Origin of the sequence: Mangrovibacterium marinum (assembly GCF_003046625.1) — a bacterium.
GTDB lineage: Bacteria > Bacteroidota > Bacteroidia > Bacteroidales > Prolixibacteraceae > Mangrovibacterium > Mangrovibacterium marinum.
The window spans coordinates 144,489-165,093 of sequence record NZ_QAAD01000004.1 but is presented as its reverse complement, the minus strand read 5'-3'; the positions used below and the strand labels follow the sequence as shown (position 1 = coordinate 165,093).

Annotated in this window: 10 protein-coding genes; all 10 read right to left on the bottom strand. The window is 47.9% G+C overall.

The genetic code is table 11. The features are described 5' to 3' along the window. Position 1: 1 nt before the first annotated feature. Positions 2-1,693 carry a pectate lyase family protein gene (locus C8N47_RS05145; protein ID WP_107821457.1) on the bottom strand — a complete coding sequence of 564 codons (1,692 nt, stop codon included), beginning with the start codon at positions 1,691-1,693 and terminating at the stop codon, positions 2-4. A 471-nt stretch (positions 1,694-2,164) separates the two neighbouring features. After that, positions 2,165-5,767: a malectin domain-containing carbohydrate-binding protein gene (locus C8N47_RS05140; protein ID WP_107821456.1), complete on the bottom strand. Its 3,603-nt coding sequence runs from the start codon at positions 5,765-5,767 to the stop codon at positions 2,165-2,167. A gap of 3 nt (positions 5,768-5,770) precedes the next feature. Then, positions 5,771-8,224 (bottom strand): glycoside hydrolase family 95 protein, encoded by a 2,454-nt coding sequence (locus C8N47_RS05135; RefSeq protein ID WP_107821455.1) that lies wholly within the window; start codon positions 8,222-8,224, stop codon positions 5,771-5,773. 216 nt (positions 8,225-8,440) lie between these two features. Continuing rightward, positions 8,441-11,143 (bottom strand): alpha-d-galacturonidase, encoded by a 2,703-nt coding sequence (locus C8N47_RS05130; RefSeq protein WP_211316048.1) that lies wholly within the window; start codon positions 11,141-11,143, stop codon positions 8,441-8,443. Between the two features lie 129 nt (positions 11,144-11,272). Next, positions 11,273-13,246: a right-handed parallel beta-helix repeat-containing protein gene (locus C8N47_RS05125; RefSeq protein ID WP_107821453.1), complete on the bottom strand. Its 1,974-nt coding sequence runs from the start codon at positions 13,244-13,246 to the stop codon at positions 11,273-11,275. A gap of 123 nt (positions 13,247-13,369) precedes the next feature. Further along, complete coding sequence (locus tag C8N47_RS05120) at positions 13,370-16,204, bottom strand: glycoside hydrolase family 2 TIM barrel-domain containing protein (RefSeq protein ID WP_107821452.1); 2,835 nt, start codon at positions 16,202-16,204, stop codon at positions 13,370-13,372. Positions 16,205-16,285: 81 nt separating this feature from the next. Next, entirely contained in the window at positions 16,286-17,677 is a 1,392-nt protein-coding gene (locus C8N47_RS05115; protein ID WP_107821451.1) for a DUF4974 domain-containing protein, read from the bottom strand. Between the two features lie 132 nt (positions 17,678-17,809). Continuing rightward, a complete protein-coding gene (locus C8N47_RS05110) occupies positions 17,810-18,898 on the bottom strand; it encodes a sialidase family protein (protein WP_211316047.1) in 1,089 nt (362 codons plus the stop codon). 141 nt (positions 18,899-19,039) lie between these two features. After that, positions 19,040-19,486 (bottom strand): glycosyl hydrolase family 65 domain-containing protein, encoded by a 447-nt coding sequence (locus C8N47_RS18830; protein WP_211316046.1) that lies wholly within the window; start codon positions 19,484-19,486, stop codon positions 19,040-19,042. Continuing rightward, on the bottom strand, positions 19,467-20,600 hold the full coding sequence (locus tag C8N47_RS05105; RefSeq protein ID WP_211316045.1) for an MGH1-like glycoside hydrolase domain-containing protein: 1,134 nt from the start codon (positions 20,598-20,600) through the stop codon (positions 19,467-19,469). The genes C8N47_RS18830 and C8N47_RS05105 overlap by 20 nt, the downstream gene beginning before the upstream one ends. Positions 20,601-20,605 lie beyond the last annotated feature (5 nt).

Genomic DNA, 20,605 nt, shown 5'->3' with positions numbered 1-20,605 from the left:
ATTAGAAAAGTTTACCGTCTTTTTCGTTCAACGTGTCGTAATCATTTTCCTTCTTCGTCCAGTCAACCTTCTTCGTCGGATCAATTCCGTTGATGTATTTTTCGATGTTGGTATAACCATCACCGTTGATGTCGCCATTGGCATCTGACGGGTCATCCGGGTTCAATTGATATTTTTTCTCCCAGGCGTCCGGCATACCATCGCCATCCGAGTCTTTGTAAGGCTTACCGGTGTATTCGGGGTATCCGCCAACTTGTGCGATATCGGTAATGATTCCCTTTTTGTACGAATCTTCCGGCAGGCGACGGTGTTCGAAATGAGGAACGTGGCTTAAATCAACATTCTTCGGATATTCAACCACACCGGTTCTGACCTGTTTGGTCACACGAACATCAACAGCATCGCGTTTTGGGCAAGTCGCACCGGCATTGTCCAATACAAATTCGAAAGCCTCTTTCGCCGGGTAAATCGTCAGATAAGGCATTGGGTGCGGATTGTCCGATTTGATATACGAAGTGTACTCGCCCGCATCTTCCATGCCTTCAATCTGAACACCGCCATCCCAGTTGTTTTTGGTTACCTTCTCGTTCCCTTCAACGATGTTTCCGTTGACATAAACCAAACCGTAAACCTGACGATCGTTCATGCTAAAGCGTGATTCGGGTTTCAAAATACGATGAGCGACCGGTGAATCGACCGGTGTCAATGGTCCTGGCTTAAAATAGTTATTGATGATGTTGTAGCGGGTTGTATGGTCGCCGCCATCAACCGAGCGGTGCACCCAGTTAAACATGACGTTATTCACAAGGTTGAAAACACCGTTCCAGCCGATCGACGGATTGCGACCGGTGTTATCGGCCCAAAGGTTGCGAATGAAAGAACAGTTTTCGCCGCCGATGGTGCTCCCGAATGCGTGGTTCCAGGTATCCAACGCTTCCGAAAAAATTGAATTCTGGATGGTGATGTTCACCGTACCCAGTTTTTCTTTCTCCTTACGTGGATCTGTCTGGTACATGTGACGGTAAATTGACATGTTTTCATCCAAGCCCCAGCTAGCCGAAATGTGGTCGAGCATGATGTTTCCAACCGGATTACCTCCAATGGCATCGTCGCGGCGGCCGACCCCGGTTTCACCCCGGCGGAAACGCATGTGCCGGATGATCACATCGTGCGTGTTGATCCAAACGCTTTCTCCGGCGATACAAACACCATCGCCCGGTGCTGTTTGCCCGGCAATTGTGACGTAAGGCGCGCGGATAATCAAAGGCGATTTAATGCGAATAATCCCTGAAACATTGAAAACAATGATGCGCGCGCCACCGGTTTCGCACGCTTCGCGGAAGCTTCCGGGCCCATCATCATTCAGGTTGGTTACGGTAATTACTTGTCCGCCACGACCACCAAAAGTGTACATACCACCACCTTCAGCGCCCGGGAAAGCGGGAATACTGGCTTGTGGCAAATCGGTTGGCCGCTTGGCCCAAGGAATGTATGGCTTTCCATTGGCAGCATCTTTTTCAATAGCCGGTATTGCCTTTTCCCACGCCATGTCGGAATGTTCTTCGGTCTTTCTCAATAATTCTTCGGCTGCCTGTTCTACAGAATCAGGAATTGTTGGATATTGTGCTTGAACAGTCGTTGCCGTTACCAGTAACAAGAGGACACAAACACCAAAAATCTCTTTAAACTTCATGTCTTAAAATTTATTTATGAATGGTTTAAAAAGCGATAGCCGGAATTTCCTGCTACCACCAAATCTATTTTATCAAATTCTGTCGATGGTTCAATGTACCGGGAGTTTCATCATTTGCAACATCTGCCACCTCATCATCTGCTGCAATTGGGTCTTGTTTTTCTGCATATTCTCCTCGAAACCGGGCTATAATTGCTTGACGATTTTGGCCTTAAAAAATTGTTTTATCAGAACATAAGCGATGCCCGATCCGTCCAAATGTAATCGTTTACATTTACATACACAACTAATTTTAATCCTTTTAACCGGAACCGGATCAGGTGATACTGTAATCGTTTTTCACCAAAATCCAACAAGGCCATGATCAGCTACCAATCAAGTCATTAACCCATGACTGCCTCTCATCTGAACCCATTTCGCACGGGCAACAGCAGGATGAATTCAACCATGAACCTGCTGAGAAGCATCCCACTATTGCACCTTCAAAAAATTAAACCACATAGGCCCATCCTCTTTTAGTTTGATGCTGAGCTTATAAGTTCCGGCATTGATAATCGACCCGGTATCCGTTCGCAAGCTGCGCCATCGATCACCCGACGGATCAAATTCAAGATCAACAGAACTCATTGGTCGCCCGTCCAGACTTTCAATGCTCAATTCGGCATGAATCGCGCGGTCGGAAGGATTGGAGTAGCGAATCTCCAATCCGTATTTCGACGCCAGTCCAACCTGGAAGGTCCAAACAATAGCATCACCGGTGCCTTCCACTCTTCTGGCTGCTTTGTTCCATTTTTCTTCGGCCTGCCCATTTCCCACATTTTCTGCCTCAGCCGCCTGGTAAGTTACCGAAGGCCGTAAATCGCGTGCTGCATCCAATGTTGAAACCGGAACAACCGCAACCAATGCCAGCGTATTCTGGCCATCGAAAGCTGGCAGTTCAACCAACTCACCGGCTTTCACCCGTTTCAGGTAAAGCGAATAATCAAGTCCGTGGAAGGTTCTTTCTTCGTCCCAAAACTCACCGGTTTCGCTATTTCGAACCCGAATTTCTTTTGTGTACTTATCCAACTGAATTGCCAGTTTATTAGCCTTCGTAAATCCTCGTGGTATTTGTGTTGAATCTTTCAGAGCAATATAAATATCAGCATCCTGAGCTGCTTTAAATTGAAGAGGTTTTGAATCCGAAATAGCTTTCGGCTGCAGCCATTCAGCGCCATAAAGTACCGATGCCAGTCCGGAGAATTGAGCAGAACCTGCCGCATCCACCTGATCCCCGGTATTGAGCCAGCTTTTTGCTGCCCACCCAGTTGTGTTTTCGTCAAGTTGAAGCAGCTTCCCCGATACCGGAGCAGCCTTCACATTTTTGTCAGCTGTTGAAATCGCGATCGCTGAAATAACGGCTTGCCCCGACTTTACATCCGGGAATGAAAGATCAAGTTTCCCGCCACGAACGGTAACTGGAATGGTCTTTTTCAGCAAATAATCGTGTCCCGCTTCTTTCCAAATATCCAAATCTTTCAGAACCGTTTCGCCATTTACAGCAACGTCAAACACGCGCCAATCCTCGCAAGCCAGACTTCCGCCTGTTCCATACCATGGTTCAACAAAATAAAGTTCAAGTTGATAGTCGCCATCCGTTAGCGGGAAGTGATAGCTAAGCTTGTCTTGTCCGTAGCGGAAAGTCTGAATCAGCGGCCAATCCAAGGTGCCTTCTATCAGATCGTAGGTTTGGCGCTGACTGCCATAAAAAGCCGGCAAGCCAGGATAGTCGTCCGTCCAAGAGCGGGAGCCCCAGCTTTCGCCGCCATCCCAGTGCACATCGGCCATCCATAAATTTCCGTTCTGATCGGTATAATCGGCCCCACCGCAATTCACACGATAGAGGTAATTTTCAATTTTATGCTGACTTAAGGGTTGAACGTCACCCGCAAGCTTTTCAATTCCATTCGCTCTGGGCAAGTGATGCAAAACGATCACATCATGCGCCACTTCCTGACCATTTTCGTAACCAACGGCATACAGCACATTGTTTTCGATATCCACATCGTTCCAAACAAAGTGCTCGCCTCGCCCGGGATTCTTCTGCCGCCCCAACGATGTTTCTTGCACGCCATTGAACAGTTCAACCTCTTCACAATTCGAAAATACCCGGATACCGTCTTTTTTTCCGGGCATCAGCCAGCGATCGGGCCAGGTATGCGAAACGATGTAAACCATCGGCTGTTTTTCGGACGACACATAATTAGCCCGGTACAGGTAATACGCATCAAGCGGCTCTCCCCAGGCCGAAATTATTCCTTTGTAGTTAACCGGACCGACACGGTCGAGCTCGCGCAATCCTTCGCCCCCCTGCGTACGTCCCGGATTCTCATGCGAGTTCAGCAGCCAATGGAACTGACCACAAACCCGGTCGCCGGCCTTTTCTGCCAGCCGTATTTTTGATTCCATGAGTAAGCAGAAGCGATCTTCACTCCAGGCTCCGTCTTGCTCAAACTCTCCTTCAGTGTGCAGATCGATACTACGCCACGCGCCATATTCGCCATTCAGCAACTGTTTCGAAAGCTCCTGATCGTACTCAAACGGCTTTCCTCCATAGGTCCCCGACCAGTTCTGAATCACATTCCAATCGGTTCCGCTGCCGCCATTGCAGGTCGTGATCAGCCGCTGCGAACTGGCTGTGGGATCCAATTTTCGAATCAAGTCTGAACACTCTTTGGCAAAATCTTCGGGTAGCGTGCTTTCGTTCTCCAACCCCCAAAGAATGATGGAAGGGCTGTTGCGTCGCTCCCGCATCCAATCCGTCAGCAACTGTTTGAAATTATCCCGAAAAGCGGGATTATCGAACCAAATGTGAGCCGCCATTTGAGGCCACCAAAGCAAACCATTTTCGTCCCAGTATTCCTGATAACGAAGGTTGTGCGGCTGATGTGCATCGCGGAAAGCATTGTAGCCTGCATCAATAATCTGCTCGGCCCGTGCTTTCACTTGTTGATCGGTAAATGCGTGGCTGCGGCCCATCAAGTGCTCGTACTCGGCAGTTCCGTTAATCAACACCGGTTTTCCATTCAAATAGAAGCGATTGCTGGCGCCGTCATGATGAATGTCCCAGTTTATCCAGCGGATTCCGTACGGCGTATGCAACTGATCGAGCAGTTTTTTCCCTTCGTAAACTGAAGTTTCAACCGAGTACAAATAAGGATTTTCGAGCGACCAAAGCGTTGGACTTTTAATATCGGGCATTTGCTGGGCGACCGTATCTGTTGTTTCTGGCTGCACAGCAACTTCTGTTTGAATCTCGGCAACAACTGCTCCCTCAGCTGACAACAGCCGATTGACCAATTTTAGTTTCTTCACTTTGTTGTCATAATTCCGGACTTCAGTGGTCAGATTCAAGCTTGCCTTTTCGGCACTAATATTTTTATCGTTCCAAATGTGAACGCCAAACGGTTCAACCCGAACGTTGTTGGTGACAATAAGGTGCACCGGGCGAAAGACGCCAAGTGGCTGACTCCCTTCCGAAAAGCCCCACTCCGAGCTACATCCACCGCACACCCAGGGCAGGTCGCGAATTTCGGCCGGTTGATCGGCACGAACAGCCAGCAGGTTGTCGCCTTCTTTGATAGCTGAAGTCACGTCCATGGTAAAAGATGTGCGGCCCCCGGCGTGGTAGCCAATAGAGTCGCCATTGATCCAAACAGTCGCGTAAGAACCAACACCTTCAAACCAAAGGAAATACTGTTTATTCTTTTCAATCTTCTCAACCGAAAACGCCTTTCGGTAAAAGGCCGAGCCATGCAAATTACCGTGCACCATCCGGCGATAGCCGCCGTAATCGTCCCAGTTATGCGGAATATCGACCTCTTTCCAACCATCGGGTTTATAATCAGGATTGCTGAAATCAGCTGAATTCTCCTCGTCCAGCAAACGGGTTTGCCAATCCTTATTCAGCAAAATCTGCCCGCGAACCAAACTTTGTTGATCCAAAGGCTGTGCCTGCGTGGCAGAAACTGCCCCCAGCAAAATTGAACACAGACCAATTACCTTCCATTTTATTGTTTTGCTTATGCTAGTCATGACTTATTGCTTCAATTTAAACGAGTAAAATTTGCCAGCCTCTGTCGGGACATCGTACAGGTAGGTCTTTGCCAGTTTCAGTTTCTTCAAGTTCGCCTTCTTCGAGATCAGCGGTTCTTTCACCGGATTGACCGGATAAAATTGATTCGGATTGTCTCCTTTAGCGGCTGTTAGCGTTGCACCGTCAACATCGATCAATTGATTGCGAGATCGCAGGCGAAGGTTACCGCCCAGCTTCGATTCAATTGTTATTTCTGCTATTTTGCCATTCTCCCAACGGATATCGACCACAAAGCCACCGCGGGCAACCAAGCCAGTCACTTCACCCTTTTGCCATTTGGAGGGCAAAGCAGGCAGAAGATCGATGCAGCCATCGTAGCTCTGCAATAACATCTCCCCAATTCCGGCAGTACATCCGAAGTTTCCATCGATTTGGAAAGGCGGATGCGCGTCGAACAGGTTCGGGTAGGTTCCGCCAGTCTCTTTTCCGTTAGCCCTCCGAACCGACGGCGACAACTGATCGCCAATCAACTTCAGCGCATGATCGCCATCAAGGAAGCGTGCCCACAGGTTCACTTTCCAGCCCATAGACCAACCGGTAGATACGTCGCCGCGATAGATGAGCGAGTTTTTAGCTGCCTGAAACAGTTCCGGCGTGCGGTAAGGCGAAACCTGGTTGCTAGGGAAAACGCCGTACAAGTGCGATACATGCCGATGCGTATCATCGACGCGATCCCAATCATTGATCCATTCCTGCAATTGGCTGTGCTGCCCGATTTGCATTGGCGGCAGACGATCTTTCGCCGCAGCCAGTGAATCGGCAAAGGCGGCATCAACTCCCAGTATTTTGGCTGTGCGGATGACATTCGAAAACAGATCGAAGGCCAGTTGATTATCCATGGTGTTGCCTACGCCAACATTGATTTTGGGCAGGTAACTGTTTTCGGGCGACACCGAAGGGCCAACGACCAGCCAGCCGTGCGTGGGTTCCTCAATCAAAATATCCAGCAGGAACTCGGCAGCACCTTTCATGGCCGGATAGGCTTCCTGGAGGAAAGCCTTGTCGCCAGTATACATATAGTGTTCCCACAGGTGCTGACTTACCCAAGCTTCGCCGGTAGGCCACAAGCCCGAGCGCGCCCAGTCGACCGGGCCGGTAATGCGCCAGATGTCGGTGTTGTGATGCAAGCCCCAACCACGCGCATTGTAAAGTATTTTAGCTGTTTCCCGGCCACTTTGCGAAAGCTCCTTCACCATTTTCAGGAACGGTTCGTGCAACTCTGAAAGGTTAGTCATTTCGGCCGGCCAGTAATTCATTTCAGCATTAATATTGGTGGTGTACTTGCAATCCCAGGGCGGATCAACGCGGTCGTTCCATTTCCCCTGCAGGTTCATGGGTTGACTTCCCGGTTGGGAGCCGGAAATCATCAGGTAACGGCCAAACTGGAAGTAAAGGCTCACCAATTGCGGATCGTCGCCGTTCTTGAAATCGACCACACGCTGATCGGTTGTTTTTGCAGATGCACCGCTGTCGCCCAAGTCGAGGCTCACCCGATCAAAATAATTGCGGTAAATGGCTTCGTGCTTCGCTTTGGCCGTTTGATAATCGCCGCCCATCGCTGCTTTTAAAATGGAATCTGCCTTCGCAAAACCGTCGCCGCTAATATCGTGGTAGTTTTTAAAGTTTGAAGCGATGGAAATATAGACCGTTGCCGCATTAGCATCTTTAACCACCAACTCTTTGCCGTCCAATTCGAGCGCGCCACCTTCAAGCTGAGGTTTGACCAAAGCATTGAAACGAACCTGTCCCAGCTCGCCCTCATGATCGTCGGTAATTCCGGAAAGGTTGATTGTTGAATCCGCCTCTATCGTGATTTTGCTGCGCAGCTCGCAATCGAGCCCCAGCCGACAATTGATTTTCCCCTTTTCGCTCGCGGTAAAACGCACCATAATGGTTCCGTTATCCAACGAAGCAAAATAATCACGGGTATATTCCACGCCATCGAGCTTATATTTCACCGTTGTAATGGCATTCTCAATATCCAGCTCGCGGTAATAATCCGTTACCTGATCGTGTCCGGGAAAAGTCACCCACAGATTACCGGCAGGCTGGTATTTCATTCCATTATTCTTCGCACGTTTTTCGGCATTGGCCAAATCATCCGCTTCCTGATACTTTCCCTCGAAAAACAGGCGATTAATCTCGGGGAGAATCTTCGCCATCTCCGGGTTGGTATTGTTGTTGGGACCACCCGACCATAAGGTTTCCTCATTCAGCTGAATCTGTTCTGCACCGGTTGTTCCGTAAATCATCGCGGCCAGGCGGCCGTTACCGATTGGTAGCGCCTCTGTCCATTTTTCGGCCGGTTTATCGTACCAAAGTTTCAGTTTGCCGCTCTGCGCCTTCAAACTTATTCCGCCCAACACGAGCAGCAAACACCACAAAATTCTTTTCATATCGTTAGTTTTCTGAAATTTTGAAAGCAGAAAGAACAATTGTGTTCCACTACTTTCTGATGTACATCACCTTTCTTATTTTTTGTTCCTCATTCCGTATTTCTTATTCTCCAATTCAAAATACCGAATAAGAAATAAGAAATATCGAAGGACTAAAAATGAAATCAAGTGCATTATTTTAGCTCCTAATAGCTTTACAATTCAGCTTCGATTCTCCTAATAAAAAAGCCAATCCACTGCCGGGCCATTGGGATCGTCGACCATACCCGCATCGTGAATTTCGATTTCCTGATCAGCATCCATAAAGCCCAAAATCAATACACGGCCTTTCCCCAACACCAGCTCCTGTTCACCTGCGTCAAAACGGTAGGTGTACACATTTACCGGGTACAAGCCCGGCAGGTCGATGGCATTGGCTATTTTGATATCCGCCTGTCCGCGATCGTTGGCGTTGGCGTTGGTTTCCAGGGTTGGCGGCTCCAAAATGGTGTAACTGTTTGTGTTGAAATAGCCTACCACAACTTTCACCGGCTTGTCGGATTTAAACTTCAAACTTGTTCCTTCTGCCCGTTGTTCGTTATCTGAAAACTGCACGCCCGACAAGCCTTTCAACTCATCAGCCACAGCGGCAATCTTCGCTTTATTGTCTGAATAAACCGGTACGCCTTCTTTCAGCGGATAGCGTTTTACACCTTTATTGAGCACCTGCACATCTACCGATTTCAAAATTGGATGATCGGCTTTCATTTGTCCGCCATTGTCCTTCAACATTTGCAGGTTACGCTTGAAATTGTCGAACTCGGTTTGATAGTGCGGCAACAACTCGGCCCAGGTTTTATTCGTACCGTCGACCCCCGAAATGGGAATCCGGCGCTGAGCCGTTTGCATGCTGTTGGCATACAGATAGGAATCCTTGGTCAGGTCAACTAATTGCTGAAAATATTCCAGGCTCTTCTCCAGATGCGGCAAAGCAGCCTCCAGGTCTTCAACCTGATTCGAATATTTATAATTGAGCACCAGCATGGCCGCTTTCACCTTCTCGGCAAAGCAATCGGCAAAGGCCTGGTAGCAGTACATATCGTTTTGAAGTCGTGCAAACTCGTCTTTATTTTCGGTGATTTGGCCCGAAACTGCATCAATCGCCCCAACTGCTTTTCGCCCGTGTTCAACGACCTGGGCAGCAATTTGCGGAGGTGTCTCGCCCTGGTGCGCTTCACCCTTAAATTCTTTTTCAGCATACACCTGCAGCACCTCTTTCAGGGGGCCGCTCGACGACCAAAAGTTGCTGTACACATTATACTTCTGCGGATTGACCAGCTGCCCCATGAACATCCCCAGCAATAAAGTTTGACGGTTTCCATCGGAAATACCGAACGATCGCAGCAGTTTGGGCGCTATTTCACCTGCTTCTTCATAGGCTTTCAATATATTTTCGCCGGCCGTTTTACTGCCGTAGAAGTCATTCAGCCTACCCGACCAGTAATTCACTTCATCCAGACTATCGCGTTTGGCTTTCCAGGCATAACGTCCCCAGGCAGCGTACCAAATCCAATCGCGATCCATTTCCAACAGACGAGGTTCGGTTTTATCGGCGGTATAGGGCCAATCCCAATACGAAGACTGCGGATACACATGCACGCCGTTTGCGCCCTGATCGCGGTGCATGGCCTGCACGCTCTTTTCAATAAAATCGGGCGAACCGTAGCGGAAAGGCTCCAGGTTAGCCAAAATATGCACATTCGAGATATGCACCGATCCCAGTTTGCTTAGAGCCGTAGGAATAGACTCCCAGGCATCTCGCGGTTCATAGGTCGTCAGCGATTCGCCGTTGTATTTAAACATGGTGTACAGGTTCTTGTAAATCGGCAAGGAAGCGCCCATTACTTTCTCGGCATCGGTATCGTGACCGCGCAGCACGATGGGTGGTTCATGCTCGGATCCGGTCGCTTTCAAACCATCCTGTACTCCGGGAATAATGGTTTTGGTGAACCAATCGACATCATCATCGATCGTGTTCATGGCCTCGCCCAAAGTCACCAACAGACCCACGTTCGGGTAATTTTCGATAAAAGCAGCAATGCTTTTTCGGGTATAATCTGAAATGAGCGGCGTAATTCCGCGGCTGCGATCCTGTGTTTTCAGGTGATGGTGCTCGGCAAATGGTTTCGACAGGATAATATTGTAGAACATCTGGATGACCCAGATTCCACGTTTGTCGGCCTCTTTGGTCAGAAAGGCAAACATCTCCTTGTTCTTCTCAAAAGTGGCATCATCCACCTCTACCGCGTACGGGTAATCTTTCAACTTCACCAGCGAGGCAAACGGATGTCCATTCCATAAGTAGAGTGAATTGTAGCGATTTTCAACCAACCTATCGAGGTACTTAATCCAAAGCTCCTTATCGTAAAACCAGGGGAAATTTTCGGGCGTGTAGGGATATTCGTAAACTCCCCTTCCGGGCAAATAGCTTGTTTTCTGCAGGCCAATGCAAGTACCGCGCATCACCATTTCCGGCTGGTCAGTAAGGCTGATATTTTCAGGCAACTTCCCTTTTTCTTTCAGTTGATCGACCAGGTAAAGGCAGCCATACAGGATTCCCGAAGTACCGGTTGCCGAAAGCTGAATATCGCGGCCGCTACTTTCGATGGCATAGCCTTCTTCCGGCAAAGCTGCAGGACTTCCTTTAACGGCTGTGGAATCCAGTGCAATTTGTTGCAAGATGATTTTTGCGCCGGTTGCACTATCAGCCGATGAAACGACTTCAACCTGATAGCCACTTTCTGTTAATTGGGCTGAAAGCCGTTCAACGGCATATTTTTCGCGCGAACCTTGCTGTTTGGATACAATCGCGACCTTTCCTTTTCCGGTACACGACCAGAAAATAAGCGCGGTTAGAAGCGTATAAAATGTCTTTTTCACTCGGTTAAAATTCATTGTATTTCGGGTTAGTGGTTACTGGTTACTGGTTGCTGGTTACTGGTTGCTGGTTGCTGGTTACTCACGACTCACTACTCACTACTCAAGACTCAAGACTCAAGTATCACGACTCTAATGAAAAACATCCCGTTCTTTAAATCCATTAGGGTGAATACTGATTTTCGCAGGTTCGCTTTCCGGGATAATAGCCTTGTATTTCGACTCAATACCCGCGAAATCGATCATCTTTTGAGCTTCATCCGACCATTTTTCATCGCGAAAATTATGGGTATCATCAATCTTGTCGTTGGTCCCATTATCCATCAGCAGGTTGTTCTTCACATAGTTGTTGCGGGCCGTAATATCGTGGCAACGCTTGGTCCACAGGTGAAGCCACATCCATTTGTAGCTGTCATTATCCACCACATTTCCGGTAATCGTCAGGTAAGCCGAACCGTCGTCGGGATAAATGCACCGAGGCCCGTTGTAAAGGTAGTTCCCTTCGACCACCGTGCCGGGTTGTTCGCCCAACAGGTAAATAATACCGCCATCGTCGAGCACTTTGTGCGTATTGCCCGCTTTGTTAAAACTGATGGTGTTATTTTTTGCGAGTGTTGAAGCCGGGATACCCGAATTGCCCCACCACCAGCCGCAAACGATCGCTCCGTAAGGCGTGCCGTCAATGTCGTTGTGAACGATCTCGGTATTGGCTACAAAAAATGAAGTAATTCCTTCAAGCTGGCGGAAGTCGAGGCTAACGTTACGCAGGTAATTATTGGCCACACGGTTGCCTTCGCAAAGCCCTTCCACACCTTTCGCGTAAATGTCGCCATCGCCAATTTTGTAGTGTTGCGGATGACCAAGGTTGACCGCATTTCCTAAAAGGTCGTTGAAATAGTTTCCTTCAACCCGGCTGTTTTGCACATCGTTCACCAGGTTAATGGCAATACCCGAGCTGATGTGCTCAAAACGGTTGCCGATAAATTCGATTCCTTCGGCATTTTCAACCTGAATAGCGCCACGCGGAACATCGGTGCTGTTGTATTCTGTTTCGTGCCAGTTGCCGCCGGGAATGTATTTCACGGCCAAACCCAAACTTTGAATACCGGCAAAGCCATGCGATCCGGCAACATCCATCAATGGCCAGTGATCGTAGGAAAAAGTGATTCCCTCGAAGCGGATATCGTGCACCCGCTTTTCGGTCGATTCTCCTTTGATATGCACCAAACCTTCGGCGGTTGGGGCAATCACTTCGGCCGTTGCCAGATCCGCGCCATTGCTGTAATAATACAGCGTTTTGCTTTTTCGGTTGAAATAAAACTCACCGGGAGAATCCAGCAGTTCATAGGCATTCCGAACGACGAAAGTCTTATCGTAGTTAATTTTTCCGGCCCAGGCCATCGTTGTGGCAATGGCACCGTAAGGCTGCTGAAGTTGGATAACGGTTGTATCACCCAATTGCGCCATATCGCGGGCACAAAGAATCTTTTCGGTCCAAACATTGAATTGCACCAACTCCAAATCTTCGGGGTTTTGGTACGGTTGAATATCCGTTGAGGCAAACTTAATTCCGTCAATGGCAGAACCTGCACCGAAAGCCCAATCTTCGTCACCTTTAATATTGAAAGTTCCCCAGTCGCCCAGCCCATTCACCGGAATGTCGGTTCCGGCCATACGCATCCGTTTGCCATTTACAAACAAAGTCCGAAGCTTCGTGTCCCGATCCAGCTGAGCCTTGTAAATGGACTTGCCAACCTGCTGCCAACCGGTAACATGCTGGCCACCGCTGATGGTCACTTTCGCATCTTTGGCTGCGCGAATGCTTGTGTTTGAATCCTCCGGCTCCAACAGGATTGGCTCCTGAAGTTGGTATTCTCCTGCCTTCAAAATAATTTGAATGCCATCATTTGTTGATGCTGCCTTATCCGATCTCAGCTCGCGGGCTTTCAACAGTGCTTGCTGAATGGATTGCATGGGCAAGGCTTCAGTTCCCGGATTCGAGTCCTTTCCTGTGGGCGAAACCCAAATTTCGGATGCAAACGCAGAAGCACTGACAATAGCCAGGACCAGGCAGATGATGTATTTTTTCAGTTTGATTTGTTTCATTGGTTTGATTTTAGATCATCGGATTACCTGATTTTCAGATTCCCGAACAGAAAAAACAAGGATTCTCGTATGTGCTAAATTTCAAGATCACGGTTTAGCTTCTATTTCTTTGCTTCACTAGTTTTATTGGTTCGACGAAAAATTGAAGTAGAGCGTCATTTGCTGGCTGCGGATTCGCCAATCGTCAAATGGCCCGTAATCGAAGAACTTGTTTTTCAGACCCGACGGCCCCATGTTCCACGGATCGTTGCACTTTGTTCCGATAGGCGGGATGGCCTGCATAAACGAGATGTCACCTTTCGGGAAGACCGGTGAAACACGCTTATCGTATTGCTCGGGATCAGCCGGGGTGTAAAGCCGAAGGAAAACATCGTCGGTTGAAATAGCAACCGTAAACGATTGCTCTTTCGACTGAATACGAGCCCAGTAAAGGTTGGCATGATAACCTTTAAACTCGGGATAAACCAGAGGACTAACTCCGGTAATTGTATTGTTGTAATCTTTTTGGTGAACGCCAAATTCAACACCTTGGGTGCGGTTTTTCCAAACACGGTAAGGGCCATTCCCCAACCATTCCACTCCGTTTACCAACTCTTCCGGATACGAAAAATTCACACCCATGTAATCGAAATCCTTGTCATATTCAGGCGGGAAATAATACAAATGAAGCTTGGCCCAACCATTCGGGTAAAATGTCCAGATAAATTCCTTCATGCGCGAAGAATCCGCATTTTCGGTTTGAAAATGACAGGTAATTGTAATGCTGTCCTTGCCAACTATTTTTGTTTCCAGTCCTTTGAAAGCCGTTAGCCCGGCACTGATATCAGGGCCATTGGTAAACGGAATGATGCCTTTTTCGTTGCGAACCTGCTGCAGGAATCCATTCTTTTTATTAATGGTAAATTGAACATCCGCTCCCTGAACCAATAAATAGTCACCTGCGTCTGTCAATTGTAACTTTTCAGTCTTTTCGGCCTGATTCATTAAACGGTCAGCCATCGCCGAAGCCGTTATCAGCGGATAATTCCAGCTGTATAATTCTTTGCCAAAACAATCGGTTGCAGTGATTTCCATCACATCAAAATCAGCCCAGTTGGCAGGCACCGGAATTTGCAGCTGCCCTTTTTCGCCCGGCGCCAAATCCGGAGCAGGAATGGTTCCCACTTCGACCATTTGGATCACCTTATGATTTGGCAGATGTAATTTCTCAAGTTTGAAGCTGAACTGACATTCCTTGAGATTTGTGTAGATGTATCGGTTCTCAACGCCCAATTTCTTATCCCAGCCAGAAGTAATCTCGCGCTCCTCCAATTTCACTGGCGACCAAATTTCCTTGATCGCGTAATAGCTGGCTTCTTTTTCCAGGTTGGGGCCCACAATGCCATCAGCACCGTGGTTTCCATCGGTGTCATAAAGCTCGCCATCCTTATCGGTACGCAAAATGCCCTGATCGAACAGGTCCCACAGGAAACCGCCGGCTGCCTTGGGTTTATTCCATATATATTCCCAATAATCGTACAAACCGGCACCGTGGCCACCATCATACATACCATGTAAAAACTCGGTAGGCATGGTAATCAGGCGACCGTTCCAAAAGGTTCCGGCACCGTAATCGTACGGGCGATAGTGCTGTGTCGCAATTCCGTTGTGCTCCATCCACGGATAAATGACCACGCGTTTCTGAATATCGTATTCCTTAAAATAAGCATCGAAATTGGGGTTGTGCCCACCTTCGTTGCCATTGTCCCATAGCACAATGGATGGGTGGTTCACATCGCGCGTCACCATTTCTTTCACCAGTTTGGGGCCAACAACGTCATCGTAGGTGGCGTGCCATCCGGTTAGTTCATCGAGCACAAACAGGCCGAGCGAATCGCAAACATCCAGGAAGTGCGAATCCGGCGGATAATGCGACATACGAACGGCATTCATGTTCATCGACTTGATCAGCTCAACATCTTCAATGCTCAGTGCCTTGCTGGATGCACGGCCGTATTCAGCGCGAAAGGTATGGCGGTTGACACCCTTGAATTTCACCTTGACACCATTCACATAGATGCCATCGCGCTGACGAACCTCGATGGTTCTGAAGCCAAAACGAGCAGCCGTTGCATGAACCGGCTGACCGTTCGAAACCAATTCAAACTTTACATTGTACAGATTTGGATCTTCCGGGTTCCAGCTTTTAATATTTTCGATTGTGGATTGAAGCGTCACTTTTGATGCGCCTTTTTCAACAGGAACTGAAAAAGACTTTCCAACCGCCTTGTTGTCCAATGTCAATACTTGTGCTCGCAGCTCACCGCTTTTCACTGTACCCGCCAGAAAAACATCAGCCGCAAATGTACCGTCCGCCTTGGCGTCAATTGCCACCCGTTCGATGTGATTTATCGGCATCGCTTCGAGATAAACAGGCCGAAAAATCCCACCGAAAATCCAGTAGTCGCCGTGACGCTCTGCTTTGTTCACCGACTCGTTGGCCGATTGTTTGGATACCCGTACTTCAAGCAGATTGCTCTGCCCGTACTTCAATAATTTGCTGATGTTGTAACGAAATTCATAAAATGCTCCCTGGTGAATTGATCCGGCTGACTTGCCATTAATCTTGACTTCGGTATCCGTCATCGATCCCTGGAATACAATGTCAACCTGCTTTTTACTCCAATCGGCTGGAACAGAAAATTCGTATTTGTACAAGCCCTGCTCTTTACCGCGTACAGAATCTTTGGCATGCCCATAATCGTACTTGCCAAATCCTTGTTGCTCCCAGCACGAAGGAACTTCAATTTTAGTCCACTTTCCCGAGTTGCGACCAGCAGTGCAGAAAAAATCCCACTCAACCGGATGATCAACCCCGATGCCGGAGAGGTACTTCACCTGTGTTGTTTGAGCAAATGACGTTCCCTGAATGTAAACGATTACAAGCAGGAGAAAAACTATTTGGATGATTAATTTCATAGGTTCAACAAAAAGCAGTTTGATTTATTATTTGACTGAAATCTATCCAGAAATGAAGATCACTGGCTTCACCTGGCAATGCTATTGAAACATCGCCTCCAGCTTTTCAAAATCCGTCAACGCATTCACTGGAAGTTTTTCACCGTTATCTCCAAATACTTTCAGATCGTTATCTTTTTCAACCGTTATCGCCGATTCATCCAGATTGCCAGCTTTATCGAAGACTTTTGATTCGTCCAGCTTGAGATATTTCGCCATGAAATGATACATGGCAATTCGTTTTGAAGGGCCATAATCGTGTTTTTCATTGGGGAGATGGACATTTTCAACCACTGCGTCAGGGCCGTAAAAACTGTAGATCCGCTTTAAAAACGGGAATTCGAGTTCGGGAACATTTGCCGTCCAATCGCCCCCATCCGAAACAATCAATTGTGGTTTTGGCGCAAACAAGCCGGCAATTTCCACATTGTTGGTTCCGCCGCCGCACAGGTGAATGGGGTTCCCGCTTTCGCAAGGGCAGCCTCCATAGTGAATTGCGGACATCATGACAACCGGAACGCTTACGTCAATCCGATCATCGATTGCAGAAATCAGCATGGTATGGCTACCGCCACCTGAACCGCCGGTAATTCCAACCCTATCCGAATCGGCATAATCAAGGCTCAAAAGATAGTCGAGCAAGCGAATGCTGTTCAAAGCCTGAATGGTATTTGCCAATGCTTTCCGGTGATATTTCATATCGAATTGCAAACCAGACTCGCCCCAACCAAACAGATCGTAACTAATGCTCATCGCTCCCATCCGGGCTAAACCGGCGCAGCGTTTCTGAATATCGGGATTATAGCGTCCGTCGCCGAAATGGCCATTCGGGCACAGCACAACCGGAATCTTCCCTTTGATCTTCGCAGGGCGATAAATCGAGCCACATGCGTAAACACCGGGCAAAATCTCCAGTGCAATATTCTGAATGGTGTAGCCATCCATCTTGCGGATTTTAGTTAAAATTGGCTTTGTCCCTGGTGAAGCGGGCGCTTTATCCAATCTTACGGCTGAGGGCAAACAGCTTTTTAGCTCTGCCCGCCGGGCTTCCCATTCTTCTTTATTGGAATACAAACCGGACAGGTAATCCAAAAACTCTTGGGCTTCGGCTACTGTTTTCCTGTGATAGCGAAACTCTTCAACCTTGTAGACGCCCGATTTTTCCTCCAGATTGGAAACCAAATCGAAGGGTGACAACACATTCCGAAGTGTTTCTTCCAAATCCGGACGAAAGCGCCAGTCTGCATAATTGAGCACCAATCCGGCAATGTCTTTCTCCGAAAACCTGATCTGAACATCGTACCGTTGCTCGATATCCTTCAACACTTCGTTGAGCGGACGCTGGTATTTGTTATCCGAGTTCACCAGCTGGGCATTTGCGCCAAAAGCAAACAACAACAGACTGATAGTTATGAGGAGTCTCGTTTTTTTCATTGTTATCTCATTTAATTGTCAATTGGTTGTCATTAATTAGTCATTATTTGTTTAGGCTCGAGTTCGTGCAAAAACGGAATACAATCCCTTCCTTCTTTTGACTTTTCAAATTTACCTTTTGACTTACATCTGCTATTCAGGCCACTGCTCGTAGACAATCTTTTTAGTCTTCAATTTCTTCGGATCGACAACCACATGCTTAATCCGCTTGCGACGCCAGGTGTACACAAAATGCACCAAGCCATCTGATGTTTGGATCACTGCGGGATATGAATACTGGCTGATCTCTGAGTCCTCCAACACCAGTGCCGCCTCCCAATGTTTACCATCTTTTGAAACAGCAACATTCAGCGGAGTGCGGTGTCCTTTGGGCGCATTCACGGGCGTTTTTACATGATTGTAAACCACCAGCTGACGACCATCTTTCAGACTGACAGCATCGATACCCGAGTTATTATTCGGAAGCCCCGAAGGTTGCATCAAGCCCCAGCTTTTGCCCTGATCGGTCGACCAACTTGAAGCAATAACGGCATTTCGCGTGCGAACCAGCGTTTGCATCCGTCCATCCGGATAAGTCAGGATGGCCGGTTGAATGGCCATGTACATTTTGCCATCGTTGATGTAGTCACCCTTTTCCCAGGTCTTTCCTTCGTCTTTGGTAAACTCGAAATACGAACGCCAGCCGCCATCACCTTCCACGCTGCAAGGAGACATCAACGTACCGTCAGCCAGTAAAATCGGTTTATTTTTGATTGGCCCATAAATGCCATCAGGCAAGCGTTCCGCTTGCGACCATGTTTTTCCATTGTCAGACGATCGCATCATCATACCCCACCATTCCGACGGGCTGGGACCGATTTTATAAAACAGCAGCAGATCGCCACCGGGCATTTGAAACAGCACCGGGTTCCAGCTTGGATAGCGCAGCGTGTCGTTTTGAATGCCGTTTGCCACTTCTACAGATTCAGTCCATTTGCCATCGATCTGGCGGCTCACCCAAATACCAACATCCGGGTTGCGTTCTTTGGTTCCACCAAACCAGGCGGCAACCAGTCCTTCCGAAGTCTCCGCAATGGTTGCCGAGTGGCACGACGGATACGGCGCTTCGGTGTAGATGAATTCATCCACCAAAATTCCTTTGCGCCAGTTTGTTTTTTTCGCTTCAGCCTGAAATTGGAATGCCAAAACCAGCAAAAACGTAAAGGTTATAATTCGTTTCATTTGTGTGTTTTTCATGTTTTCCCCTCAAAGTTATTTGACGATTATTTTAACCACAGAGGACACCGAGTTTCACAGAATAGTCAATCGTAAATTGTAGATCGTAAATCGTAAATTTTGCCTCTTGATTTCAAACTTTTGACTTTACAATTTCCCTGTCAGCTTTCCAAGGTCAGCGCGTCGGGCAACTTCTTTGCCATCAACCAACAGGTACAAACCTTTGCCTTTACCATACTTTTCGCCGGTTTTGTCCCAAACGATGGTGACCATTTTGCCATGATAAAGCACCTTGTCCAAACAGAACCAATCCCACTTGCCTGCCGGAACCAGCGGGTTCACTTCCAGCACTTCATCAGCCCGAGGGCGCAAACCAACCAAACCGGTAATCATCAAATCGTTAAAGGTTGAGTGATTGTAATAGCGGCTGCGCTCCTGATCGCCTTTCAACCAATAGCCGGTTACTTCATCCAAATATTCGCCAACATACGGGCGACCGCGGTAATATTGCGACTCAACATACAATTCCATTTGGCGGAAATAGGTGCTGTCGGTCACCACATCCTGCTTGTAATCATTCAGCAAATTCGCCAATCCTGTCAACGTTTGAGCGGTTGCGAATGGCCAAATTCGCACCGTCCCACTCACATTTGCAGCAACCGTGGCTGCGAAAATCCGGATGCCGACGCTCGGCTGTTGTCAAGCCAAAGGGAGCTGAAAAACCATTATTATCGTTGATCTGCTTCCAGGCAACCGATTGTTCGGCCGTTGGAATATTGAAATACCAGGGAATGAAACCAATTTGCTCGCGAACTTTTGCGAAACCTCCTTTTTCCTTCACCGTCTCAAAAAACTGATCCTCCGGATCCCAAAGATTTGCATCAATCAGTTCCTTTAAAGTATCAGCCTTCGCGGCATACAACTTCGACGTTGCCTGATCACCGTCCAGTTCTGCAATCTCGGCCAAAGCCTCGGCGTTGCCAAACATGTAACTGTTAATGGTCGGGCGTTCGTTCCGCTCGTGACGGCCACCACTGATCTGTTCTTCCATACCGTCTTTCACGTCATTCTGCCAGAAGAGTCCGTTTTCATTGCGACGCTCTTCCTCCCAGCGCTTGTAATCAGCCGTCAAATCCGGCAACATGTCGACTAAATAATCCTTGTCGCTATTCACATAGTAAGCCTGCAACATGGCATAAGGTGTCCAGCTGCTGAATTTGTGCAGCTTGTTCATTGGTTTTCCTTCATTCCCACGGTACCAAACATGCGCATATTGCTGAATATATTCCGGGTTGTGCAACCAGCGGCCTTCCATAATGTGATGACCAATGGCACAGGCAATCAGGTTGTATTTATCAGCGTACGGGCGATCAACCAAAAACTCGGTGATTCCCCAACCTTCCGGTGTTTCTTTTATGTGCTTGCGGTAAGTCCACCAGCGGTAATAGTAGATTTCTTCAAAGTTATCCTGCGGACATTCAAACAACGGGATGTTTGCTTTCATCCAATCCCAGGCTTCTGCATTTGGGATCGCAAACGAAAGATTTTCATCTTCCATACGATTGAAATAGTCCACGAAATGCTTGAAATCGTCAACTTTCAGAATACTCTTGTCCTTTTGTTTGCCGGTGGCATAAAGGTTTCCCTGGAACAAACCTGCCAGGGAAACTGCCACAACTATGCTATATGAAAAAACTATTCTTTTCAATTTGA